This window comes from Desulfofarcimen acetoxidans DSM 771, from assembly GCF_000024205.1.
In the GTDB taxonomy this organism is placed as follows: Bacteria; Bacillota; Desulfotomaculia; order Desulfotomaculales; family Desulfofarciminaceae; genus Desulfofarcimen; species Desulfofarcimen acetoxidans.
In genome coordinates this window covers 3,629,839-3,653,400 of the sequence record NC_013216.1, presented here as the reverse complement: position 1 = coordinate 3,653,400, position 23,562 = coordinate 3,629,839, and the positions used below count along the sequence as shown (strand labels likewise).

Sequence of the window (23,562 nt, the reverse complement as noted above, 5' to 3'; positions counted from 1 at the left end):
CTTATGATGCAGAGAAGGTTATTGTGCAAGGACTGCAGGAGAAGAGCTTTGCAATAACCCAAAGTGATCTGAAAAAGTTGCCGGCAGTAACCAAGGCTTGCTCAGCCACGCGAGCTAACGGAGAAAAAATTAGTGTAGACGCGACAGGTCCGCTGCTTAATACTTTCATGCGACAGTTCGGAAATAAGCAGAAGGATTTTAGTCGAATACATTTTACTTCTAAAGATAAATATTCTGTTGATATTCCGCACAATATTTTGGCAAACCGCCCCATTATCTTAGCCTATATTATTAATGGTAAGCCCCTGCCAAATGATTGGCAGCCGCTTCGCATCGTCATTCCCGGTGTGTTAGCCAGGTACTGGGCTAAAGGTGTAATTTTTATGGACTGTGAACGAGATAAATGAAAACTGGTTGAGCAGCGATTATGTGCTATTGCAAAACTTTTTAGTGATGTTACTATCTCAACGCGTACTGAGACGTTTTGTTATAATTCGCGTCTTGGAGGTGGTATTAAAGTAATTCAAGATTTCGAGGTAATCCTCCCGATTATTCATATCCAGCAGTATTCCCTCGTCCGCTACTTCTACATTCACTGCATTATGTTCATATCTTCTCAAAAGGTTTTGTAGTCCACCAGGGCACTCACCACTTAGTATTGCACCCGAAAATTTTGTTGAAATCAGCGGAGGATGACCTCTGCGTCCATTTAACACAGGATAGATAATATTTCCTCCTTCGGAAGAGCGGAAGCGAGCAAGCATTTTTTGTAATGTGCCTGCCATAACAAATGGAATATCAGCAGGCAAGATAAAGAATGCTTGGATTTCTGCTTCCAAATTGCCGACACCGGCCTGAACGGAGGAGTACATGCCTTCAATAAAGCGGGCATTGAGTACCATCCTAACAGGATAATGTTTTAATGCTTCTATGACATCAAGGCCGTGATACCCTATCACCACTCTTATATCGTTTATGCCGGCATAATAAAAACTAAGGATAGAGTGTTCGAGAGCCGTAATGTTTCCTAATTTTATTAAAGGTTTGAACTCTTTCATTGGAAAAGAATATCCCGCTGCCAAAATCACGGCTGCTATATTCTCTGTATTACTCATACGCCAACTCCCCTTTATAAATAAAAGCTGGTCAGGGAAAACATGGTCAACTAAGTTAACTTTTCTATTTCATCCGGTAAGTGCTGAAAGGTAGATTAAGAATGTCATCAGATAAACAAAAATAAATGTCTAATTATGTGAATTGATGATAAAACAGAATGTAACATATTACGACGCAATGAAGGGCTTATGTAAATATTAATTCTAAGTACGAATTAAGTCAATAAAAAACTATGTCAGGATTATTTGTCCTGAGCATAACAAGCTCAGGACAAATAGCAGCAATTGCTTTGGAGTGGGTTGAAAGTGCGGTAAATGGTGACGGGCATGCAAGTCAGGGATAAAAAATTTAACTCTATACGGTTAAATTAATAGCAGGTAAGTACAGAGGCGCATTCATTTATAGAAATGGGTGCGCCTCCGATTACTGCAAAGGTATAAAACCGTATTTGGAAAAAACCCTGGCTGCTTCATTGCTGGAGAGAAAGTTGGCAAAAGCTCTGGCTTCCTCCCGGTTATTAGAGCTGCGTATAATTGCCATGGGATAGATAATAGGTTTATGTGAATCATCCGGGGCAACCGCTACTATTCTAATGTTTTTACCGGTTAAAGCATCTGAACGGTATACCAATCCGGCGTCAACTCTTCCTGATTCCACATACTGCAGCACCTGCCGCACATCTTCGGCTAAGACCAGTTTGGATTGAATGCTGTTCCATAAGCCAAGTGTTTTTAATGTTTCTCGGGCATATTCACCTGCGGGTACCGTTCTGGGGTTTCCAATACTTATTTTGGTGATGCTCGGATCAGTCAAGCCTTCAAAGCTCTTGAGCCTGCTGTTTTTATTAGCAATTAGAACTAATTGGTTGCTTAGAAGATTTTTTCTGGAGCTCTCCACAATTAGTCCTTTTTTAGACAGAGCATCCATTTGGGATTCGCCCGCTGACACAAAGAGATCTACCGGAGCTCCTTGTTCAATTTCTCTTTGCAAAGTACCTGACGCGCCAAAGTTATATGAAATATCTACGCCCGGGTTTTGTTTAAGGTAAAGTCTTTTTAGCTCTTCAAAAGCGTCTTTTAAGCTTGCTGCTGCGTAAACCGTAAGGCTTGATCTTCCTGGAATATTTATGACTTGACCGGGGAAAATCAAATCAGGATTTTTTATTTGCGGGTTGGCTGCGATGAGAGTTTCTAATTCAATACCATATTTCTGAGATATGGTAAACATTGTATCGCCTGCTTGAACGATGTATGTTTTTTGTCCTGCCGGAGGTGATGGTGCGCCTGAGACAGGAATTGTTATTATTTGCCCTTCAACTATAAAATCTTGATTCTTTATTTGGGGGTTAGCATTCATGATGGCGGATACTGTGGTTCCAAAACGTTCAGCTATCCCTGCTAAAGTATCATTTTTCATAATTGTATAATTCATTTTTGTTCCCCTCTTTTTTAATATTTTATAAACGAAGAAATCTAATGGTTTCATTGTTCACTTGCTTCCAACAATTTTTGATGCATTTTTATTCCATTCGGATATCTTGACAAGTTAAATAGCTTGTTTTATTATTTACTTAGCAGTAACGTTAAGTAATGTTTTATTTACTTTTATCATGTAAAATATTTTTAGTAATATATTTATGCTAAGTGATATAGCTTTGTGCTTGTCCGGTATCGCCTATTGGGTTTCGGCTAAACCTTATTTCTTATAATCAACTGATTGCTGTTATAGGGTTAAGCTTAGATTACGACAGGTATGAGAAGGTGTGGGAATATAAAGGAGTGAGTGTGTGATGGATGACATTTGAATATAATCATCGGCAAGTTATGATCGATAAAGTGACCGACATGCTATTATCAGAAAAATACTCGGAAAAAGAGGCGCTATCTATGTTTATATGGAAGTTATCGGAGATAGAGCCGCCTATGACTACTTTAGAGCAAAGTATGTTTTGTGTTTACTACAGAATTAACAAAAGCTATTCTGAAATTTCAATTGAAAATACAGAAACAGCTTTCGATATTCTGGAGATACCAAAGAGTAAGCTCGGTTTAACGTCGAGGGAGTTAAGAAAAGTGGCATTAATTGCTTATTGGGAACAGTTCAACAACCTAACCGTTGCTGTTAGTGATATGCTGACAAATGCCAGGCTGATCGGAATGAAAAAGAAGGCCTTAAGCTATTTAATTTAGAGATGTATAAAATAACCCGCCACATTTACTCCTGTAGGAGATGTGACGGGTTGTTTTATGTTCCGGGAAATTATTCTTATGATAGATTTGCGGATAGGTCATGTTTAATGAAGTACAAGTTCACTACATATTTCCATCCAAAGATTCGGGACAAAATCTAGGTATACCTAATAAGGCCGCAGCTCCTGATCCTGTTGTCCCGTAAAGAATAAGGGGCTTATTTGCGTTGTAATAATCGTCTATGGAATTGTTGCAGATAATGCTGCCGGTGGAAAAGATTACATCACTGTCATTTAGACATTGCTCGGCTTCATTTACACCATCTCTTATACGGACACCGTTAATTGTTCGTCCGATATTGGCGGGATCAAGATCTAGGAGATTTACATGAAATTCTTTGTTCAGCGCTTCCGCAATTGCAGGTTGATAACCCAGCATTAAGATGCGGGGATTTCCGTAAGCTTTTCTAAAATAATCTGCTGCTTGACGGCAGCATTTTTCCGGCCCCTCATTGCGACAGTGAATAGTATTGCTTACTTTTTGGTTTAAACAGGCGATAGCATTAAGAGTGGCGATATATATTGCCCTTTGGAAATCATCAATTAATGGCAGTTTCAATACATCTTCCAGTGTACCGTTATAATCTCCTATGGCGGAGGTAAAAGCTTGCCCTTTGCAGCCCATAACTTCTGCCTGGATTAACCGTTCCTTACCCTTCAAAAGCACAAAATCCTTTCTCTGGGTTGATCCGATGGCATCTTCCGGTTTAAGCGGAAATGCCTTGACGTTAATAGTGACTTCTTTTTTATTATAAGGATCTACCAAATCATTAAAAGCTTTGCTGAGTTGTTTAAAAAACGAACTATTGTAAGTTTGCACAACAGCACAACCCCCCGGTTTTAAGTGTAAGTATCTAATTATAATTTAAAGTTTCAACGGTAGGTAAGTCAATAAAATTTTATATGTAGAGAGCAAGTAATTGACTTAAGTTTAGCACGAGATAAAATGGCAGTTTTCCGGTTTAACAGATAATTTCACCAGGTCACCCTCGGATAATTCAAGATTCAGCCACTGAGAAAGGGATAAGCTGGTTTGCCATGAACCGTTTCCTTTGCAAAAGACATCTACGTGCGTTCTGTCAAAGGATAAGTGATTAATCTCTGCCGACCAGCTAATAAATTCTTGAGAAGAGTCGTATTGTCGATGCAGGAAAAGGTTGCCGGAACGAATCATCATTACCACAGGCTTATGTTTCTCTAAACCGTTTACCGAGGAATCATTAAGTGGTCCAAGCATTGGTTCATTATTACTTGGTTTAAACCATGTTTGATTATTCTGTGAAATAAGAGTTCCTCCGATAAGGTTTTCCCCCTGGAGGAATTGCGCTAAGGATAAGGATGCCGGGCGGAAAAATATATCCAGGGGGGCGCCTGACTGTTCGATACTGCCATTATTTAAAACAATTATTTTGGTCCCCATCTGTATGGCTTCCGAAAAGTCGTGTGTTACATGAATTATGCCCAGACGCTCTGTATTATGTATTTCTCGAAGTAAGTTTTTCATGAGCTGCCGTGTTGCAGGATCTAAAGCTGAGAGTGGTTCATCTAATAATAGCAGAGAAGGCTGTGTTAAAATAGCTCTGGCCAGAGATACTCTTTGTTTTTCACCGCCGCTTAAATTTCGGGGATACCGTTCGATAAGATGAGAAATGTTCATGATTTCTACCAGCTGCCGCATACGTTTTTGGATTTTAGTTTCTCCTGCCACTCCTCTGGCTTTGGCGCCAAAGAGTATATTATCCTTTACTGTTAAAAAGGGGTATAGCAGACTGTCCTGGTAGGCAAACCCGAAATTTCTTTGTTCAGGAGGCAGGTGAGTGATGTTTTGGTCCATAAGCAGTATTTTGCCATCCTGCAGGGTTCTAAGCCCGGCTAGAGTCTCCAACAGAATTGTCTTACCGGAACCGGTCGGTCCAAGGACAATAAGATATTCCTCAGCTTTTAGATCAAAAGAAATGTTTTTAAGAGAAAATTTGCCTGTTTTTACTGTCAGGTTGCTAACCTCAAGCAATGTTTCAATCATAGATGAACCTCGACTTTTGTAAAAATCTTAAAAGTTATCAGTAATGCCAGTGCCAATAGCAGCATTATTATGGCAGTAGCCAGAGCAAAATGAGTATCGCCTATGGACATATTTAAAAATATAGCCACGGAAAGCGTTTCTGTTTTTAACCTGGTAACACCGGCCAGCATGGCCGTGGCTCCAAACTCCCCCAGCGCCCTGGCCCAGGTCATGGTAAGTCCCCCCAGCAAACCATTCTTTGCCAGTGGAACAGTGACTTTCAGAAACACTTTTTCCGGTGAATATCCAAGAGTCCTGGCAACGTATTCCAGGCGGGTGTCAATAGAGTCAAAGGCATGTTTAAAAGTCTTTATAGCAAAGGGTGCGGCAATAAACCATTGCGCTACTACAACCCCTTTAGCTGAAAAAATAATGTCCAGACCTATATCGGTCAGTGTTTCGCCGAACAGCGGGCCGAAGAAAATTAACAGCGCCACCCCGCTGACCAGGGGTGGCAGTACCAGAGGTACATCAAGTATGGTGTCAATAATTACTTTACCAGGAAAATTATATCTGGACAGAATATATCCACAGGGAATCGCTGTTAGGGCGGATAGTACAGTGGCTAAGACAGTAGTCCATAGAGTAAAGATTGTTGCGAATTGGAATTCAGGGTTTTTTAATACATCGAGAAAAATACTCAATTCTCCAAAAATAAACAGGCCTGCTATCAACATGATCATGAAGATAGAGGTAAATATAAATATTAACCAAAATAAGCTGTAAAATATATATTTTTGCAGACTGAATATGTTTCTTAACTTCATTTTAAGCTTTGACTTTAAAACCGTGTTTGGCAAAGATCGCGGAACCTTCCTCTTTCATGAATTTAAGAAAATCTTTGGCCTGTTCTTTTTGATTGGAAAAAGTTAATGAAGCACAGGGTATTTCTTCAACTTCGTTAACAGCAGGATCAATTTCAACAAGATCAAGTTTTTCTTTATCCTTGGTGTAGTTGCTGTACTCGGTAATGCCTGCGTTGCCCTGACCCATGAGCAGTGTGGTGGCTACTTTAGGAGCAGTTTCCACAGTGGTTAGAACATTCTTATCAACATCTTTTGTGATTCCCAGCTTGTTGAAAGTCTTATAAGCAGACTTGCCCAAGGCTGTTGCTTCTTTATCGGGCATGATTATCTTCACGCCGGGTTTTGCCAAGTCCTGTACTTTGTTTATTTGAGCCGGATTGCCCTTGGGTGTAATAATGACGGGCGTGTGAATAGCAATAGGACCTACCATTTCATCAATGTAACCATTTTGTTTTGCTTTTTCCAAATAAGGCATGCCACCCGGCATATAAATATCTCCTTTTTTGCTTGTCTCCAGTTGATTAAATAATACTCCTGAATTATTAAAACTGATTTCTACTTTAACCCCGGTTTTTTGTTCGTAGAGTTGGGCAATTTCCGATACGGGCTCTTTTAAGCCGGCTCCAACATAGGCAAAAAGGTTTTGTTTGGGCTGCTGAGCGGCTGATGTGTTTTCATCTTTAGGAGTGCCGGCGGTACATCCGCTGATTAAAAAAGTGAGCAATAAGCTAAAAATAATTAGTTTTATATACGAAACGCGGGTTTTCATTTGATGCAATACCTCCTCTAAAAAATAGTTATAAAACAATGTTTTTACGGCTGTTCGAAAGCTGCTTTAGGCGGCTTTTTTGAGTGTAATGATTTGGTCTCCTAGGCATCGTGCGTCTTCCTCATCATGTGTAACCAGAATGAAAGGTATTTGCCACTCCCTGTGCAGGTTTTTCATCTCATACCGCAGGGATTCCCTGGTGTTCTTATCCAGAGCGCTAAAGGGTTCATCCAGCAAAAGCAATTTTGGCTGCACGGCCAATGCCCTGGCCAGTGCTACTCGCTGTTTTTCTCCGCCGGAAAGCTGTCGCGGATAACGATCAATTAAATGACCGACACCAAAAGAGTTCAGGTAATCAACCGGATTTACGGTTATATCCCGCTCTTTTCTGCACTTTAAGCCATATAAAACATTTTGTCTGACAGTCATATGGGGGAAAAGAGCGTAATCCTGAAATAAGTATCCTGTATTTCTCAGCTGTGGCGGCAGGCAGATTTTTTCTTTGGAGGAATAGAATAGTTGGTCGTTTAGCTTGATATATCCGGAGGTAGGTTTAAGCAAGCCGGCCAGACAGTGCAGAATGGTAGTTTTTCCGGCACCGGATGGCCCCTGAAGAACCATTATTTCTTTTCCGACTCTTAAATTAAAATCCAGAGTGAAATGCCATAATTTTTTTTGAATAGATGCTTCCAACATAATGTCACCCACTAGTATATTGATTCCTCAACAGCAATAATATAATTTCAATTTTAAAAGATTAAAGAAATTGTTTGCTAGTAGTTCTGTCGTTTGGACCAGCGATTAACCCAGAAAATTACTGCGAAGCTAAATAGGGTAACAATTGCAACCAGGGTTTTGGCTGTGGCATTGTCCCCCGCGTCTACGGCAAAGAAAATAGCCAATGGTATAGTGGATGTCTGTCCGGGAATATTGCCCGCAACCATTAATGTAGCTCCGAATTCACCCAGGGCGCGGGCGAATGATAATACTATTCCTGCTAAAATACCTGGCCAGGCCAGGGGAAGTGTTACGGTAAAAAATACTCTTACCTCACTTGCCCCCAGTGTCCTGGCCGCTTTTTCCAAATCTAAATCTACACTTTTAAAGGCTGCTTTGGCGCTCTGGTACATCAACGGAAAGGAGACTACCGTAGAAGCCAGTGCCGCTGCCCACCAGGTGAAAATAATGCTTATCCCCAGGCCGGATAAAGCTTGCCCTATAAAACCGTTTTTGCCAATAAGTATTAACAGTCCATAGCCAATTACTGATGGCGGCAGTACCATAGGCAGAGTGATGGCAGATTCCAATAAGTCTTTTCCCGGAAATTCCTTGCGAGCTAAAACCCTGGCCAGTGGCAGGCCGGAGCAGGTAACCGCAATAACCGCAAGAACAGCCGTGCGTAGAGAAAGAAATACCGGAGACCAGTCTGCCAGTTGAAATAGCATATAGTAAACCCCGTTTATTTTTTAATAGTTTTAAAACCGTATTTCTCAAATACTTTAGACGCTTCTTCTCCGCTTAGAAAATCTGCAAATTTTTCTGTTTCTTTTTGTTGTTTAGAATTGCTTAAAACAGCCATCGGATAGACAATTGGCTTATGAGAATCTGACGGAGCGTAGGCTACGATTTTAACTTCCTGACTTGTTAACGCATCGGATTTATATACCATTCCGGCAGCAACGTTGCCGGTTTCAACGTAATGAAGTACCTGGCGCACATCTTTAGCCGGCACAAGCTTGGTCTGTATTTTATCCCATATTTGCATTTTGGTTAAAGCTTCTTTAGCATAACTGCCGGCTGGAACTGATTCCGGTGTTCCTATGCTGACTCTGTCTGTCTCCGGTTTTATAAGGTCTTCAAAACCGGTAATTTTAGTGTCTTTTGGGGCAATCAGTACAAGATCGTTACCCAGCAAATCCTTGCGTGTTTCTTTGAGGATTAGTCCTTTTTCATCTAAAGCATCCATTTGTTTTTTAGCGGCGGAAATAAACATGTCTACAGGCGCGCCTTGTTCAATTTGTTGTTGAAGAGGTCCTGAAGCGTTAAAAATGTATGTAATATTAATATTCTGATTTTGCTTGGAGTAGATGGTTTTAATTTCTTCCGCGGCGTCTTTAAGGCTGGCTGCAGCAGCAATGTTAAGCTTGACAGCTTCTGCCTGAGGCTGGGCCGGTTTTTCTTTGGTTCCACCGCAACCGCTTAAAGCAACTATTACCAATAATATAAGCGCGGTGATAGATAAAAATTTTTTCATTAAAGTATTCTCCCCTCTCCGCTGATTATTTTTTTCACAGTAAGGCCTGTATGAAATTTTCTGTGTGTTCTGTTTCATTGGTTTTTCCCTTGGGCGGAAAAAAGCGCTCTAATGACAGGTGAAGTATCAGTGAAAAACTAATGAGAATTAATATCCACTTAAATAAGTTAAATAAAATGGCGCAATATTCGTTCAAGTGCATTCTCCCCCTCACTTTTGGGTTGGGTATTTTCATTTACCACCTCCTGAAGATAACTATATATAAGAAAACTAAATTACAGTTTGGTTGTTGACATGACAAATTGCTATAAAAAATGATATAACGCAATAATGCCAAGGTTGATAAGCTGCAATAAGAAGATCCGACGCAGATAGTGAAAAACTAAACATTATAAAACATGCTATAATAGTAATAGTAAGTTATGTTATGATGCTTGTCAATATGTTATAAAACAAATCTTTATTTGGGTAGTAACAGAACTTTCTCTAAATTAATAATATGCCGGTTAAAAGTATATAAATATTAACAATATGGCCCTATTCGTTTTATTTAGCCGTTTGTTGACAAATAGCAGATATTAAAGTATTATTTAGCAAAAAAATGTAATGAATGGGAGGATTGTTTCATGGAATTAAGTGTCCGTAATCAACTTAAAGCTAAAGTTAAAAATGTTAAGTCGAATGATGTAAGTTCAGAGGTAGTCCTTGATGTAGGCGGTCAGGAAATGTGTGCCGTAATAACTACCGGTTCGGTAAAAAGGTTGGGATTAAAGGTTGGAGACGATGTGTTTGCACTCGTTAAAGCAACTTCTGTTATGATAATGAAGTAAAAATAATAAAAGCAGCAACAAAAAACATCGCCTTAAAGGCGATGTTTTTTGTTGTAAAAAGATATATTGATTTTAGGAGGTTCTATAGCATAACAAAATGATCTTTATTGGAACAATAAATTGTTCCAATAAAGATCATTTTATATTGAAAAGTACATGAAAAAACAAAAAAATATACATGTTAATTATTAGGATGCACTAATATAGTGGATTTTAGTTATAAATGTCAATAGTAATTAGAATGGTCTCAGAAAATTTACTTTATTTTAAAAATAATAAAAAGTGAGGTATGTTTTTTGCATTTTAATGTGCATGATAATTGATAATATAAGATGTTAGTGTTATTTTAGCAAATGATCTGCTTGAGAAGGAATTACAGATTATAAAAAATTATTATGTGAAATTTATATTTTCCGTTTTCTGATAACCGGGAGGGGGTGTTCTTATGAAAGTTGTAGCAGTAGAAGAGGCTGTGGGCATGGTGTTGGGTCATGATATTACGCAAATAGTTCCCGGTAAAGTAAAGGGCCCTGCTTTTAAGAAAGGTCATGTAATTGAATTTAAAGATATACCGAAACTTTTAAATATCGGGAAAGAAAATATCTATGTATTTGATTTGCAGGAGGGCTTTGTTCATGAAGATGATGCCGCTCTTAGGATTGCAGAGGCGGCTGCCGGTCCCGGCATTGAGATATCCCAGCCTAAAGAGGGACGTGTTAACCTTACGGCAACTGTTTCCGGCTTGTTGAAAATTAATGCCGGAGCCTTATTCCGCATTAATGAAATTGATGAAGCGGCCATGGCCACTTTGCATACAAACCACAGAATAGATGCCGGCAGCGTTGTTGCCGGTACCAGAATAATACCGCTGGTTATTGAGGAAGAAAAGCTTGCTTCCATAATTAACGTGTGCAGAGAAAATTACCCGATAGCGGAGGTTAAGCCGTTTAAACCCTGGAAGATAGGTGTTGTGACAACCGGCAGTGAGGTTTACCGCGGCAGGATCAAAGACAAGTTCGGCCCGGTATTGAAATCCAAATTTTCTCTGTTAGGCAGCACTGTTTTAAGGCAGATCTTCGTGTCTGATGATGTACAGATGACAGCTCAGGCGGTACATGATTTGATCGATGAAGGGGCTGATATGATTGCCGTTACCGGCGGTATGTCGGTAGATCCTGATGATCAGACTCCGGCCGGTATCCGTGCTGCCGGTGGGGAAGTTGTTATATACGGTACTCCTTGTTTGCCCGGCTCCATGTTTATGCTGGCATATATTAATGATACTCCTGTTGTGGGCCTGCCGGGTTGTGTTATGTATAACAAGGCGAGTATTTTTGATTTAGTTGTGCCGCGCATACTGGCCGGTGAAGAAGTGACGAAAGAGGATATTATAGCTCTTGGTCATGGAGGCTTATGCTCGGGTTGTCCTGAATGCAGGTACCCGGTTTGTGGTTTTGGCAAGGTGTAAGCAGTAAAAAGCTAATAAGGTTTTTGCAATTATCAAAATTAATTTAACTTTTTAAGGCAATAAGATCAAATTTAAAAATGAGGAGTGTAGTGAATGCAAAAAAAGACGGTCAATGTTAACGGTATTCAAAAAACAATAGTTGTTAATCCCGATGCCACTTTGGCTGATGTTTTACGCAAACAACTATTGCTTACCGGTACAAAAATCGGTTGCAATAAAGGCCAGTGCGGCGCTTGCTCAGTGTTGATGGACGGTAAGGTTATCCGTTCCTGCGTAACAAAAATGAGCCGTGTACCTGACGGTGCTAATATTACTACTATTGAAGGTATCGGTACCCCGCAAAACCTGCATGCGGTTCAATTGGCCTGGGCCGTGCACGGTGGCGCTCAGTGCGGTTTCTGCAGCCCTGGTTTCATCGTTTCGGCCAAGGGTCTTTTGGACACAAACAACAATCCCAGCAGAGACGATGTCCGCGACTGGTTCCAGAAGCACAGAAACGCTTGCCGCTGCACAGGCTACAAGCCTTTAGTTGATGCTGTTATGGATGCCGCCCGCGTAGTGCGCGGTGAAATGACCATGGAGGAACTGGCTTATAAATTGCCGGCTGACAATAAAATCTGGGGCGGCAATATCCCCCGTCCTTCCGCTATTGCCAAAGTTACAGGCACCTGTGATTACGGCGCGGATTTGGGCTTAAAGATGCCGGAAGGCACGCTGCATCTTAAACTGGTGCAGGCCGAAGTATCTCACGCTAATATTAAATCCATTGATACTTCTGAAGCGGAAAAGATGCCCGGTGTTTATAAAGTTATCACACATAAAGACGTTAAGGGTAAAAACCGTATTACCGGTTTAATCACCTTCCCCAGCAATAAGGGTGACGGTTGGGACAGGCCCATTCTTTGTGACGAAAAAGTATTCCAGTTCGGGGATGCCATAGCCATTGTTTGTGCTGACACGGAAGAAAATGCTCAGGCAGCGGTCAGTAAAGTTAAAGTAGAATTAGAATTGCTGCCGGCCTATATGAGTGCTCCCGCGGCTATGGCTGAGGATGCTATTGAGATTCATCCCGGCACACCTAATATTTATTTCGAGCAAAAGATCGTTAAGGGTGAAGATACCGAAAAATTCATGGAGGAAGCCGCTTATGTGGTGGAAGGCAAAGATTTGTATGTGGGCCGCCAGCCGCACCTGCCCATTGAACCTGACGTTGGACTGGCTTACTTTGATGAAGAAGGCCGCCTGACTATTCATTCCAAGAGTATCGGTTTAGCCCTGCACGCCGCTATGATTGCACCCGGCGTAGGCATTGAGCTGGAAAAACTGAGAATGGTTCAGAACCCGGCCGGCGGCACCTTTGGTTACAAATTCAGCCCCACCATTGAGGCTTTGCTCGGTGTGGCCGCTATGGTTACGGGCAAGCCTGTTTACCTTAACTTTGATTACTTCCAGCAGATTACCTACACCGGCAAGAGATCGCCTTTCTTCGTTGATATTAAATTGGCAGCGGATAAAGACGGCAAGCTTACCGCAATGGAAAGTGAATGGGCAGTTGACCACGGCCCCTATTCAGAATTCGGAGATTTGTTGACAGTTCGTGGCGCCCAGTTTATCGGAGCAGGTTACGGCATTGCCAATATCAGGGGTATTGGCCGTACTGTAGCTACCAACCATGCCTGGGGTTCTGCTTTCCGCGGTTATGGTTCTCCCCAGAGCTTCTTTGCTTCAGAGACCATGATGGATGTGCTGGCAGAAAAAATGGGTGTTGACCCGCTGGAATTGCGCTATAAAAACGTTTACAGACCCGGTGACACCACTCCTTCCGGTTGCCCTCCGGAGGTTTATACACTGCCTGAATTGATTGATATGATCAGACCGAAATACCAGGCAGCTTTAGAAAATGCCAAGAAATTATCTACAGACGAGAAGAAACACGGTGTCGGCGTATCCATAGGTATTTACGGCTGCGGTTTGGACGGCCCGGACGGAGCCGAAGCCTGGGCAGAATTGACTGAGAACGGCGTTATCCTGAGTACTTGCTGGCATGATCACGGCCAGGGTGCTGATATGGGTGTTATGGCTACCGGACATGAAGCATTGAGACCCATCGGGATTAAGCCGGAAGCAATTAAGCTGGTGCTGAATGATACCGCTCTTGCTCCGGACGGTGGCCCGGCCGGAGGCAGCCGCTCCCAGGTAGTTGTCGGTAATGCTGTAAAGGCCGGTTGCGATCTTTTAGTAGCTGCCATGAAGAAGGCTGACGGGACTTACAGAACCTATGCTGAAATGGTGGCGGAAGGTATCCCCGTGAAATATGTAGGCAAATGGGCCGCTCCCTGCACTGCCTGCGATGAAAACGGTCAGGGCAATCCTTTCCCGACCTATATGTACGGTGTATTCCTGGCCGAGGTTGAAGTGGATACCAAAACCGGTAAGACTATGGTAACTAAAATGACTTTGGCCGCTGATATAGGTAAGATTGCCAATAAGCTGGTGACAGACGGACAGATTTACGGTGGTTTAGCACAGGGTATCGGTTTGGCTTTGACCGAAGACTTTGAGGACTTGAAGAAACACACAACCATGATCGGCTGCGGCCTGCCGTTTATCAAAGATATTCCGGATGCTCTGGAAATTATGTACCTGGAAACTCCGAGAGATTTGGGACCGCACGGTGCCTCAGGTGTTGGAGAACTGCCTCTGACCTCACCGCACGCTGCTGTCATCAATGCTATCTACAATGCCTGCGGAGTGCGCATTACTCATCTTCCGGCGCTGCCCGAGAAGGTATTGGCGGGGTTGAACGCGAAGTAATTAAGGATTAATAAATACCTAAGACAGATTTGAGATTCTTCTCGAATCTGTTTTAGGTTAATTATCTTTATTATGGAAAGGGCGGAGGGTTTATGGAACAAAAAGAATTGCGTGAATTAGAGAGCAAGTGTATCCAGGAACAGCCCCCTGCCTGTACTGCCGCCTGTCCTATTCATGTCGACGCGCGCGCGTTTGTTAATCAGGTGAGTAAAGGTAAATGGGGGGAAGCCAGGAAAACATTAAATAAAACAATGCCTTTTCCGGCTATTCTGGGGCGCATATGTGACCATCCCTGCCAGGCCGCCTGCAGAAGAGGTGAGGTCGGTGATGCTATTAATATCGGCGCTTTAGAAAGAGTTTGTATTGAGAAGACTAATTTACGGGCAAAAATACCCCTGATCCCGAAAAACAGCCGCCGGGTAGCTGTAGTCGGTAGTGGTTTGGGCGCCTTGACGGCAGCCTCCGATCTGGCCCGTAAAGGTTACAGTGTTACTGTATTTGATTCAGGCGACAGGTTGGGGGGCAGGCTCTGGGATTATCCGGAAGAAGTTTTGCCGGAGCAGGTCATCGCAGATGAAATCTCTTTGTTGGGTGACCTGGGTGTAGAGAGCAGACTGAAAACCGATATCAGTCAGGAGGGCTTTTTATCCGGTCTTATTGCAGAGTTTAGTGCTGTTTTTGTGCAATTGGAGGACGGCAAGCTTAATGCTGCGTCTGAATGGGGGCTGCCGACAGATGAACGGGGCAATCTGAAAATTGATCCTGCGACCATGTTTGCCGGTATGGATGGAGTGTTCGCCGGTGGTCTCAGCCGCGCGGAAGGAAAATATTCACCGGTTTTTGATGTTTTGGAAGGGCGGCGGGCGGCTGTTTCTGTAGATCGCTTTATCCAGGGAACCTCTCAGACTATCGGAAGAGATAGAGAAGGACCCTATAGCAGCCTGCTCTATACTGATTTGAAGGGCATATCTCCACTGCCCGCCGTGCCTTTTAGCAGCCCGGAGCGGGGGTACGATGAGGAGGCTGCGATTAGCGAAGCGGAGAGATGCATCCAGTGCCAGTGCCTGGAGTGTGTTAAGGCCTGTGCCTATTTGGAGAAGTACGGCAGCTATCCCAAAAGGTATGTGAGGGAAGTCTACAATAACGAATCCATAGTCAAAGGTATTCATGTAGCCAATAAGATGATTAATTCCTGCAGTTTATGCGGTTTATGCGAGACTGTTTGTCCCGGCGGCTTGTCTATGGCCGAGGTTTGTATGGCGGCACGCGAAAATATGGTAAAAAACAATAAGATGCCTCCTTCGGCTCATGATTTTGCTCTGATGGACATGCATTTCAGCAACAGTGATAAGTTTGCTATGGCGCACCATGAACCGGGCAGTGAAAAAAGCAGTTACTTGTTTTTCCCCGGCTGCCAGCTCAGTGCTTCTTCACCGGGGCAGGTGGAACAAGTATACGGTTATTTGCGGCATAATTTGACCGGTGGTGTGGGCCTAATGCTCAGATGCTGCGGTGCTCCTGCCGCCTGGGCTGCCAGGGAGGATTTGTTTCAGGCCGGTTTGGCTGAAATTCGAGCTCAATGGGAGTCCATGGGCAAGCCGCAAATTATCCCCGCCTGTTCAACCTGTTACAGTGAATTAAAGCGGCACCTGCCTGAGGCTGAATTAATATCACTGTGGGAAGTGCTTGAAGCCTCCGGTTTGCCTGCTTCAGAAGCGGCGGCGACCGGTATGGTCAGCCCTGAAAAAAACGCGGAGGTCTCTCAATGCGCGGGAGCTGCTGCAAACAAGCCTCTGGCGCTGCATGATCCCTGCACCACCAGACACGAACAGCAAATCCAGGAGACAGTAAGGGGTATACTGGCCCAGCTTGGCTGCCAAACAGAAGAATTGAATTACAGCCGGGAAAGGACTACTTGCTGCGGTTTTGGCGGCTTGTTGTCCAATGTTGACCCGGAACTGGCCCGGCAAGTGACCAGGAAAAGGTCTGCGGAGAGCCCGGCAGATTATGTAACCTATTGCGCCATGTGCCGGGATAACCTGGCAGCTTCCGGCAAACGGACAATGCATGTCTTGGATTTGCTCTTTCCTCTTGAGCGGGAAACGGATCCGGCAGCCAGGCCAAGGCCGGGCTATTCCGAGCGCCGGGAAAACCGTGCCCGCTTGAAGAACAAATTATTATGTGAACTATGGGGCGAACAGCCCAAAGAAAAGGAGAATTACGAAAAAGTGCGACTGTTTATTTCTCCGGAAGTTCAGGAACGTTTGGAAGATAGACGGATTCTCAAATCAGATTTGCAAATGGTTATAGAACATGCGGAAAAGACGGGCAATAAACTGCAGAACCGCAAAACCGGCCGCCTGCTGGCCTATTATAAACCGGTGCAGGTAACCTACTGGGTTGACTATTTGCCGGAAAAGGACGGCTATGAGATTTATAATGCTTACTGTCACCGTATGGAAATTGTTGAGGATGTGAAGTAATGGCTCAATTCAGGGAAGTATCGGGCGGTGAAAATTGGAAGTGTGAAAAGTGCGGTGTTGTGCTTGAACCCGGCAAGGTAAATATCATCTATATGGGGAGCAACTTCACAGTGGAACTGCTGAAGTGTCCCCTCTGTGGATTGGTTTTGATTTCTGAAGAACTGGCTCTGGGAAAAATGCTGGAAGTTGAGAAGATGCTAGAGGACAAATAATAGGTAAAATTTCTTTTGGGAGAAATGCTTATGATTTCACTCCAATCAGACCGCTTATACGAAACAAAACAAATTCACGATGTTTGCGGGGATACTGTGCGGCCCGGGGGATTAACTTTAAGCGAGAGGGCTCTGGCTTACTGCAAATTTTCCCCTCAAGCCAAATTAATGGATGTCGGCTGCGGCTACGGAGCCACAGTGGAATACCTGCTTGCCCGCGGCTATGTAAACAGCAGGGGTATAGATCCTTCCCCGGTTATGCTGAAAAACGCTTTGGAGCGTAACCCGTGTTTGCCCCTGCTGCAGTCAACAGCGGAAAACCTGCCCTGCCGGGACGGTGAACTGGATGGGATATTTTGTGAATGTGTGCTTACCCTGGTAGCGGATGCCGGAAAAGTATTGAAAGAGTTTCACCGCGCTTTAGGTAAAGGCGGTTTGCTGGTTTTGTCGGATATGTATGACCGCAGTGGCGGCGGCAGCAGCCGGCAGGGTTTGCCGGTCCAATGCTGCCTGAACGGTGCGGTTAGCCGCCAGGCAACAGCCGGCCGGTTGGCTGCCGCCGGTTTTGAGCTTTTGCTTTGGGAGGATCATACTAAGGCTTTAAAAGAACTGGCCGGGCAAATAATTTTTACTTATGGATCGCTGGAAAACTTCCCGGGTTTGTCCTGTAATAAAAATAACGGCAGTGAATGCGGTACCGGCTACGCTTCCAAGCCCGGTTACTTTTTGGCGGTTGCCAGGAAAGGGGTCCTGAACGATGGATGATCTTCTGTTTCGTCTGCTTCAATTAACTCATCAAGGTTATTGCTGCAGCCAGATTTTAGTGATACTGGCGCTGGAAACGCAGGAAAAAAACAATGCTGATCTGGTGCGCAGCATGGCCGGTCTGTGCAATGGCATCGGCAGCAGCGGTTTAACCTGCGGCGCTCTTTCAGGAGGCGCCTGTGTGCTGGCTCTCTATGCCGGAAAAGGTGCTGATAATGAACGGCAGGATGAACGCTTTATGTTGATGACTGAAGAACTGACCGAATGGTTTAAGGAGGAAATAGGCCAGAAATACGGCGGCATTAATTGTGATCAAATCACGGGAGCCGGCACGGGCCGGGAGCCTGACTTGAGCCGCTGCGGCAATATTGTGGCTGATACTTATATAAAGATAAGCCAAATTCTCGCGGCCAATGATATCGATATGTCAACCGGCAGAAACGAGTGAAAACATGCGACAAGCAAATAATTCAGAGCGTATTTTAGCGCAGACGGAAAGCGTTTGTCCTCACTGCCTGAAAAAACTGACGGCTTACAAGATATTGCGCGGCGATGAGGTTTATTTAAGCAAAAGCTGTGAACAGCACGGTGAATTTAAAACTGTAGTCTGGCGCGGCCGGCCGGCTTATGAAAGCTGGACACGGCCCAAAATCCCCACTCAACCAAAAGTATGCTATACCGAAGTAAGTGAGGGTTGTCCGTTTGATTGCGGTCTTTGCGCGGCACACCGCCAGCATACCTGTACTGCCCTGTTGGAGGTTACGGCCCGCTGTAATTTAAAATGCCCTGTTTGTTTTGCCGCTTCATCTTCCTTGTCCGACAGCGCTGATCCAGGGCTTGAGGTCATTGAGGGCTGGTATGAAAAAGTTATAAGGGCCAGCGGCTATTGCAATATTCAACTGTCCGGCGGCGAACCGACGGTGCGTGAAGATTTACCCGAAATCATTGCTATGGGAAAAAAAATGGGCTTTTCTTTTATTCAGCTAAACACCAACGGAATTCTCCTGGCTCAGCCGGGTTATGCCGAGCAGCTGAGGAAGGCCGGTTTATCCTCCGTTTTTCTGCAGTTTGACGGCACGGAAGATGCTATTTACACATCTATCAGGGGAAGGCCGTTGTTGAATGAAAAACTGGCGGCCATAGAGCGGTGCGCTCAAAACGGTATCGGTGTTGTACTGGTGCCTACGCTTGTGCCGGGGGTAAATGTGCAAAACATTGGGGAAATCCTTCGTTTGGCCGCCGGTATGCCGCCGGTTGTCAGGGGGGTGCACTTTCAGCCGGTAAGCTATTTCGGGCGTTATCCGGAGTCTCCTGTTGATGAGAGCAGGGTTACCCTGCCGGAAGTTATGCGGGAGATAGAAAAACAGACAGGCGGCATGATTAAAGCAGCCAACCTTAAACCTCCCGGTTGTGAAAACGCTCTTTGCTCTTTTCACGGCAGCTTTATAAAAATGCCGGGCGGTGTACTGCGAGCATTCAGTGGCCGGCAGCAAGGCTCCTGCTGCGGGAGCAAAGGTGCGGAAAAAGCGGAAGAAGGCGCAAGACGTGCCGTTTCTTTTGTAGCCAAACAGTGGGCCGGGCCGGTAATTAAAACAGACAGCTGGCAGGGCGGCATAAAAGGCTTGAACAAGGGCTTAAACCATGCAGCAGATAACGGCGAAGCAAATAGAAGATTTAATAAAGCTGTCCAAGGCGAAAACAGCGGCAGTGCTATAGGGAATGATGAAATCAGTTTTGATCTGCATGATTTTCTGGACTATGCCAGAACCAACAGCTTTTCTGTCTCAGCTATGGCTTTTCAGGATGCCTGGAACCTGGATCTGGAAAGACTGAAAGACTGCTGTATTCATGTGGTTGCTCCGGATGGCAGGCTGATTCCCTTCTGTGCCTATAACCTGACTAATTGCCACGGAGAAGGCCTCTACCGGTGAAAAGATAATGCTCATGGAGAAAAAATCATATGCGAAAGACGTCTTTAGAAGATATGACGATAAGAAAGTTGGGGCTTGACGACGATGAAACCCTGACCAGAGAAGCCATCAACTCCTATCAACTGTATAAGCTGAGAGAAACCGTTGACTATGCCAAAGAGAACAGCCCTTATTACCGGCGTCACTTAAAAGGCTTATCCGGCAGCACACTGGCGGGTTTAAAAGACATAAACTGTTTTCCCTTTACTGTACCCGATGATTTAAGGAAAAACAGCCTGGACTTTCTCTGCGTGTCCCACAGTAATGTTGCGCGGGTGGTGACAGTAAACACTACGGACGGGGATATAACCGGTTTTGCGGATACACAAACTCCTTTACAGTTGGTTGCTCTAAATTCTTCCGGAACAACGTCAGAGCCAAAAAGACTTTACTTTACTGAGGAAGACCTGGAACTGACCGTTGACTTTTTCCAATACGGTATGGCAGATCTGGTGGAAACAGGGCAAAGAGTACTGATACTGATGCCGGGAGACAGGCCCGGCAGTGTGGGAGACTTGCTGGTTAAAGGTTTGGAGCGGATGGGAGTTGAAGGCAGGGTACATGGGCAGGTAGTTAATCCAAGTGAAACAATAAAAGAAATCATTGATTTTAAAGCTGATTGCCTGGTAGGTATCCCGGCCCAGCTGCTGGAACTGATCAGGCACAGTGACGCCCGAAATGTTCCGCCGGGAACCGTGAAAAGCATTTTACTCAGCACTGATTATGTTCCTGCCGCTGTGGTGCGGGAAGTTCAAAAAATATGGTATTGCCCTGTATTTAATCATTACGGCATGACTGAGACCGGCCTGGGCGGCGGGGTGGAATGCCGCGCTTTATCAGGATATCACCTGCGGGAAGCAGACCTGTATTTTGAGATCATTGATCCTGAAACGGGCAGTCCCAGGCCGGACGGCGAATTGGGGGAGATTGCCTTCACAACTCTTACCCGCAAAGGCATGCCGCTTATCCGCTACCGTACCGGAGATCTGGCCAGGTTTTTACCTGAACCCTGTCCCTGCGGGACTGTTTTAAAGCGTATGGAAAAAGTCAGGGGCAGGCTGGGCAGTACAGTAAGCCTGGGAGGCGGCAAGTCGCTGAGCATTTCCGACCTGGACGAGGCAATTTTCCCTGTACCGGCAATAATGAATTATCGGGCCGGAGTGTCCGGCAGAAAGGGCAATGAAATACTGGATATATCTTTGCATGTAATACCGGGAGCGGAGAGGCATGCTGTCAGCTCAGTACTCGAGGCATTATTGGAATTAAAAACTATTCGTGAGGTTTTCGGTGAAAGCAGATTAATTTTAACCGGTGTCGTTAATGACCGGTCAATTCGCCCCTCAAGAGGTACTGCCAAAAGAACTATTAGTGATAGCAGAGAAATGAATGATTAAGCGATGAGTGTTTACAATACCGTTGTATGAGGAGTGCAAGAAAATGAGCGATATGCTGCAATCCGTTTGCCGCCTGTTGGAAGACGGCCAGGATCTGGTGCTGGCAACCATCTTGAGCCAGTCGGGTTCAACCCCCCGCACAGCCGGCACAAAAATGATAGTATTATCCGATGGAAAGATTATAGGAACCATCGGAGGAGGACTGGTTGAAGCCGCCGTACAAAAGACTGCCGCGGAAGTATGGCTGGCGGCAGGCGGGGCACAGGTTAAAGTGTTCGATTTGACCGGTGCCGATGCTCAGAGCATGGATATGATTTGCGGGGGGCGGTTGGAAATATTAATAGAGTATGTCACCTCGGATCCTGCTAACCTGCAAATATACAAAGAACTTGACTTAGCCCTGCGAAAAAGCCAAAGGCTTTACTTGATAACCGTGCTGGGACAGGGACCTGACAGCAAAGGACAGCTTTTATACCGGGCAGTTATTGATGAGAGAAGCGTTTTGAAAGAAAGTATTTTATCGGATACTGCCTTCAATACCGAGAAATTAAATGAATTAATCAGCATAACGGATAAATCCAGATATCCGGTTGTATTCAATGTGGAAAATCAAAAAATTATAGTTGAGCCTTGTTTTGGTACCGGAACCGTCTACCTATACGGTGCGGGTCATGTTTCTCAGCAGGTGGCCTCACTGGCGGCACTGGTCGATTTTAGAACAATTGTATTGGATGACCGGAAGGAATTTGCCAACCGGGAGAGATTTAAACAGGCTGACCGGGTGGAGGTCATAACTTCTTTTACAGAGCCTTTTGCTGATCCCGCGCCGGGTGCCGACAGTTATGTCGTTATAGTAACCAGAGGACACAGCCATGACAAAACGGTTTTGGCACAAGTATTGCGTACAAAAGCAAAGTATATAGGTATGATTGGCAGTAATCGTAAGCGTGATGCCATTTACACTGCTCTTTTACAGGAAGGTTTTACACAGGAAGATTTAAACCGGGTGTATTGCCCGATCGGCCTGGAAATAGGCGCCGAGACACCGGAAGAGATTGCGGTAAGCATTGTAGCGGAACTGGTTAAACACAGGGCTCAGAGGGCTTAGTCATGCAGGTGGAAAATATAACTGCAATTATACTGGCTGCCGGCTATTCTTCCCGCATGGGAGATTTTAAACCACTGCTGCGATTAGGGGATTGTTCCGTTTTGGAACGGGTAATTATGCTTTTTAAGTCTGCCGGCTTATCCGATATCAGAGTGGTTTGCGGCTACCGGGCGGCTGATTTGTCCTCTCTGCTGCAGCGGCTTAATATACGCCCGGTCTTTAATGAACGATTCGATGAAGGCATGTTTTCTTCGATAAGGGCAGGAGTTAAAAGCCTGGAGCGAATGGAGGGCGCATTTATGCTGCTGCCCGTGGATATTCCTCTGGTCAGGCAGCAGACCATCCACCGCTTATTGCGGGAATACCGGCTGAATAAAGGAAAGATCTATTATCCTTGCTTTAACGGGGAGCGTGGCCATCCACCGCTTATCTCCGCCCTCTACAGGGAGGAGATTGCTTGTTGGAACGGAGCGGGCGGCCTGAGAGGCCTCCTGGAAAAACATGAATCTGAAGCTATAAATGTTGAGACGGCCGATGAAAACATTTTGTTTGATATAGATACCCAGGCTGATTACCGTAAACTGCTTGATAGATGGCAGAGGTATGGGATTCCCACGACAAGAGAGTGCGAGGTGATTCTAAACAAGCTGGAATTGCCGGATAAAGCGGGATTGATTAGCCACTGCCGGGCTGTGGCCAGTCTGGCGGTATACCTTGCACAGGAAATTAATCAAGCGCTCATACAGCAGTCGAGAGCGGAAACTCCGGATATTTCTGACGCCGGACATTTGGATGACGGCATTCTTGATTTGCAGTTGGTGGCAGCAGCAGGCTTGCTGCATGATCTGGCCAAAGGAAGGCCTGAGCATGCTTCCGCAGGCGCGCAAATTCTTATGGATATGGGGTTTCCTATTGTAGCCGGGGCTGTTGCCGTTCATATGGATATTAATGTGTCAGAGAATAAAAAGGTTGACTTTAAGGAATTGGTTTATCTGTCGGACAAATTGGTTCAAGGTGCCGCAGTTGTCTTGCCTGAAGTAAGATTTAAAAAAATGCTGGAAAAGCATGCGGGCAATCAATCAGTGATAAATAAAATTGAAAGGAGATGGCAAAATGCTGTTTCCATCATAAATAAAATAGAGGCCTGTACCGGTAAATCAATCGAGTTTTTATTGGCTGAAAGAGAAGAAAAAGCTAATTATCTCAGCCTGAAAGGGAGTATTGACTAAAAGGATATCTATCCTTAGAGAGGGAGACAGTAAT

The 23,562-nt window shown here is 44.6% G+C and carries 22 protein-coding genes; 13 read left to right on the top strand and 9 right to left on the bottom strand.

Annotated elements, in window-relative coordinates:
- Nucleotides 1–23 precede the first annotated feature (23 nt).
- Nucleotides 24–407 (top strand): molybdopterin-dependent oxidoreductase, encoded by a 384-nt coding sequence (locus DTOX_RS16715; protein WP_015758867.1) that lies wholly within the window; start codon nt 24–26, stop codon nt 405–407.
- Between the two features lie 57 nt (nt 408–464).
- Here the strand turns inward: DTOX_RS16715 and DTOX_RS16710 are convergent, their stop codons facing one another.
- The gene (locus tag DTOX_RS16710; RefSeq protein WP_015758866.1) at nt 465–1,115 is read right to left on the bottom strand and encodes a nucleotidyltransferase family protein; all 651 of its coding nucleotides are present in this window, start codon (nt 1,113–1,115) and stop codon (nt 465–467) included.
- Between the two features lie 424 nt (nt 1,116–1,539).
- The gene (modA, locus tag DTOX_RS23945; RefSeq protein WP_015758865.1) at nt 1,540–2,547 is read right to left on the bottom strand and encodes a molybdate ABC transporter substrate-binding protein; all 1,008 of its coding nucleotides are present in this window, start codon (nt 2,545–2,547) and stop codon (nt 1,540–1,542) included.
- A 362-nt stretch (nt 2,548–2,909) separates the two neighbouring features.
- On the opposite strand from modA (DTOX_RS23945), the gene DTOX_RS16700 reads away from it, so the two are divergent.
- On the top strand, nt 2,910–3,305 hold the full coding sequence (locus DTOX_RS16700) for a hypothetical protein (RefSeq protein WP_015758864.1): 396 nt from the start codon (nt 2,910–2,912) through the stop codon (nt 3,303–3,305).
- A gap of 123 nt (nt 3,306–3,428) precedes the next feature.
- Here the strand turns inward: DTOX_RS16700 and DTOX_RS16695 are convergent, their stop codons facing one another.
- The 7 genes from DTOX_RS16695 to modA (DTOX_RS16665) form a co-directional block, all read right to left on the bottom strand.
- On the bottom strand, nt 3,429–4,184 hold the full coding sequence (locus DTOX_RS16695) for a Rossmann-like domain-containing protein (RefSeq protein ID WP_015758863.1): 756 nt from the start codon (nt 4,182–4,184) through the stop codon (nt 3,429–3,431).
- Nucleotides 4,185–4,295: 111 nt separating this feature from the next.
- Nucleotides 4,296–5,387, bottom strand: a complete 1,092-nt coding sequence (locus tag DTOX_RS21685) for an ABC transporter ATP-binding protein (protein WP_015758862.1) — start codon at nt 5,385–5,387, stop codon at nt 4,296–4,298.
- On the bottom strand, nt 5,384–6,070 hold the full coding sequence (locus DTOX_RS16685; protein WP_242652459.1) for an ABC transporter permease: 687 nt from the start codon (nt 6,068–6,070) through the stop codon (nt 5,384–5,386). The genes DTOX_RS21685 and DTOX_RS16685 overlap by 4 nt, the downstream gene beginning before the upstream one ends.
- Before the next feature lie 124 nt (nt 6,071–6,194).
- Nucleotides 6,195–7,001, bottom strand: a complete 807-nt coding sequence (gene modA, locus DTOX_RS16680) for a molybdate ABC transporter substrate-binding protein (RefSeq protein WP_015758860.1) — start codon at nt 6,999–7,001, stop codon at nt 6,195–6,197.
- A 66-nt stretch (nt 7,002–7,067) separates the two neighbouring features.
- On the bottom strand, nt 7,068–7,697 hold the full coding sequence (locus DTOX_RS16675) for an ABC transporter ATP-binding protein (protein WP_042316067.1): 630 nt from the start codon (nt 7,695–7,697) through the stop codon (nt 7,068–7,070).
- Between the two features lie 77 nt (nt 7,698–7,774).
- The gene (gene modB / locus DTOX_RS16670; RefSeq protein ID WP_015758858.1) at nt 7,775–8,446 is read right to left on the bottom strand and encodes a molybdate ABC transporter permease subunit; all 672 of its coding nucleotides are present in this window, start codon (nt 8,444–8,446) and stop codon (nt 7,775–7,777) included.
- Between the two features lie 14 nt (nt 8,447–8,460).
- Complete coding sequence (gene modA, locus DTOX_RS16665) at nt 8,461–9,255, bottom strand: molybdate ABC transporter substrate-binding protein (protein ID WP_015758857.1); 795 nt, start codon at nt 9,253–9,255, stop codon at nt 8,461–8,463.
- A gap of 626 nt (nt 9,256–9,881) precedes the next feature.
- Between modA (DTOX_RS16665) and DTOX_RS16655 the strand changes: the two genes are divergently transcribed.
- The 11 genes from DTOX_RS16655 to DTOX_RS16605 all read left to right on the top strand — a co-directional run bounded on the left by DTOX_RS16655 (nt 9,882) and on the right by DTOX_RS16605 (nt 23,528).
- Nucleotides 9,882–10,085, top strand: a complete 204-nt coding sequence (locus DTOX_RS16655) for a TOBE domain-containing protein (protein ID WP_015758855.1) — start codon at nt 9,882–9,884, stop codon at nt 10,083–10,085.
- A 445-nt stretch (nt 10,086–10,530) separates the two neighbouring features.
- On the top strand, nt 10,531–11,553 hold the full coding sequence (locus DTOX_RS16650) for a molybdopterin-binding protein (RefSeq protein WP_015758854.1): 1,023 nt from the start codon (nt 10,531–10,533) through the stop codon (nt 11,551–11,553).
- Nucleotides 11,554–11,646: 93 nt separating this feature from the next.
- The gene (locus tag DTOX_RS16645) at nt 11,647–14,367 is read left to right on the top strand and encodes a molybdopterin-dependent aldehyde oxidoreductase (protein WP_015758853.1); all 2,721 of its coding nucleotides are present in this window, start codon (nt 11,647–11,649) and stop codon (nt 14,365–14,367) included.
- 92 nt (nt 14,368–14,459) lie between these two features.
- Nucleotides 14,460–16,850, top strand: a complete 2,391-nt coding sequence (locus DTOX_RS16640; RefSeq protein WP_015758852.1) for a pyridine nucleotide-disulfide oxidoreductase/dicluster-binding protein — start codon at nt 14,460–14,462, stop codon at nt 16,848–16,850.
- Complete coding sequence (locus tag DTOX_RS16635; RefSeq protein ID WP_015758851.1) at nt 16,850–17,062, top strand: DVU_1557 family redox protein; 213 nt, start codon at nt 16,850–16,852, stop codon at nt 17,060–17,062. The genes DTOX_RS16640 and DTOX_RS16635 overlap by 1 nt, the downstream gene beginning before the upstream one ends.
- A gap of 30 nt (nt 17,063–17,092) precedes the next feature.
- Nucleotides 17,093–17,827, top strand: a complete 735-nt coding sequence (gene trsM, locus DTOX_RS16630; protein WP_015758850.1) for a DVU_1556 family methyltransferase — start codon at nt 17,093–17,095, stop codon at nt 17,825–17,827.
- Complete coding sequence (locus DTOX_RS16625) at nt 17,820–18,275, top strand: DVU_1555 family C-GCAxxG-C-C protein (protein ID WP_015758849.1); 456 nt, start codon at nt 17,820–17,822, stop codon at nt 18,273–18,275. The genes trsM and DTOX_RS16625 overlap by 8 nt, the downstream gene beginning before the upstream one ends.
- 4 nt (nt 18,276–18,279) lie before the next feature.
- Entirely contained in the window at nt 18,280–19,758 is a 1,479-nt protein-coding gene (gene trsS, locus DTOX_RS16620) for a radical SAM (seleno)protein TrsS (protein ID WP_015758848.1), read from the top strand.
- Between the two features lie 29 nt (nt 19,759–19,787).
- Nucleotides 19,788–21,191 (top strand): DVU_1553 family AMP-dependent CoA ligase, encoded by a 1,404-nt coding sequence (locus DTOX_RS16615; RefSeq protein ID WP_015758847.1) that lies wholly within the window; start codon nt 19,788–19,790, stop codon nt 21,189–21,191.
- A 43-nt stretch (nt 21,192–21,234) separates the two neighbouring features.
- Nucleotides 21,235–22,299 (top strand): XdhC family aldehyde oxidoreductase maturation factor, encoded by a 1,065-nt coding sequence (locus DTOX_RS16610; protein WP_015758846.1) that lies wholly within the window; start codon nt 21,235–21,237, stop codon nt 22,297–22,299.
- Between the two features lie 2 nt (nt 22,300–22,301).
- Complete coding sequence (locus DTOX_RS16605; protein WP_015758845.1) at nt 22,302–23,528, top strand: DVU_1551 family NTP transferase; 1,227 nt, start codon at nt 22,302–22,304, stop codon at nt 23,526–23,528.
- Nucleotides 23,529–23,562 lie beyond the last annotated feature (34 nt).

Coding starts and splice junctions, on each gene's coding strand:
- DTOX_RS16700 (WP_015758864.1), top strand. CDS start 2,910: ATGACATTTGAATATAATCATCGGCAAGTTATGATCGATAAAGTGACC.
- modB (WP_015758858.1), bottom strand. CDS start 8,446: ATGCTATTTCAACTGGCAGACTGGTCTCCGGTATTTCTTTCTCTACGC.
- DTOX_RS16625 (WP_015758849.1), top strand. CDS start 17,820: ATGGATGATCTTCTGTTTCGTCTGCTTCAATTAACTCATCAAGGTTAT.
- modA (WP_015758860.1), bottom strand. CDS start 7,001: ATGAAAACCCGCGTTTCGTATATAAAACTAATTATTTTTAGCTTATTG.
- DTOX_RS16635 (WP_015758851.1), top strand. CDS start 16,850: ATGGCTCAATTCAGGGAAGTATCGGGCGGTGAAAATTGGAAGTGTGAA.
- DTOX_RS16640 (WP_015758852.1), top strand. CDS start 14,460: ATGGAACAAAAAGAATTGCGTGAATTAGAGAGCAAGTGTATCCAGGAA.
- modA (WP_015758865.1), bottom strand. CDS start 2,547: ATGAATTATACAATTATGAAAAATGATACTTTAGCAGGGATAGCTGAA.
- modA (WP_015758857.1), bottom strand. CDS start 9,255: ATGAAAAAATTTTTATCTATCACCGCGCTTATATTATTGGTAATAGTT.
- DTOX_RS16710 (WP_015758866.1), bottom strand. CDS start 1,115: ATGAGTAATACAGAGAATATAGCAGCCGTGATTTTGGCAGCGGGATAT.
- DTOX_RS16645 (WP_015758853.1), top strand. CDS start 11,647: ATGCAAAAAAAGACGGTCAATGTTAACGGTATTCAAAAAACAATAGTT.
- trsS (WP_015758848.1), top strand. CDS start 18,280: ATGCGACAAGCAAATAATTCAGAGCGTATTTTAGCGCAGACGGAAAGC.
- DTOX_RS16675 (WP_042316067.1), bottom strand. CDS start 7,697: ATGTTGGAAGCATCTATTCAAAAAAAATTATGGCATTTCACTCTGGAT.
- trsM (WP_015758850.1), top strand. CDS start 17,093: ATGATTTCACTCCAATCAGACCGCTTATACGAAACAAAACAAATTCAC.
- DTOX_RS16605 (WP_015758845.1), top strand. CDS start 22,302: ATGCAGGTGGAAAATATAACTGCAATTATACTGGCTGCCGGCTATTCT.
- DTOX_RS16615 (WP_015758847.1), top strand. CDS start 19,788: ATGCGAAAGACGTCTTTAGAAGATATGACGATAAGAAAGTTGGGGCTT.
- DTOX_RS16650 (WP_015758854.1), top strand. CDS start 10,531: ATGAAAGTTGTAGCAGTAGAAGAGGCTGTGGGCATGGTGTTGGGTCAT.
- DTOX_RS16655 (WP_015758855.1), top strand. CDS start 9,882: ATGGAATTAAGTGTCCGTAATCAACTTAAAGCTAAAGTTAAAAATGTT.
- DTOX_RS21685 (WP_015758862.1), bottom strand. CDS start 5,387: ATGATTGAAACATTGCTTGAGGTTAGCAACCTGACAGTAAAAACAGGC.
- DTOX_RS16610 (WP_015758846.1), top strand. CDS start 21,235: ATGAGCGATATGCTGCAATCCGTTTGCCGCCTGTTGGAAGACGGCCAG.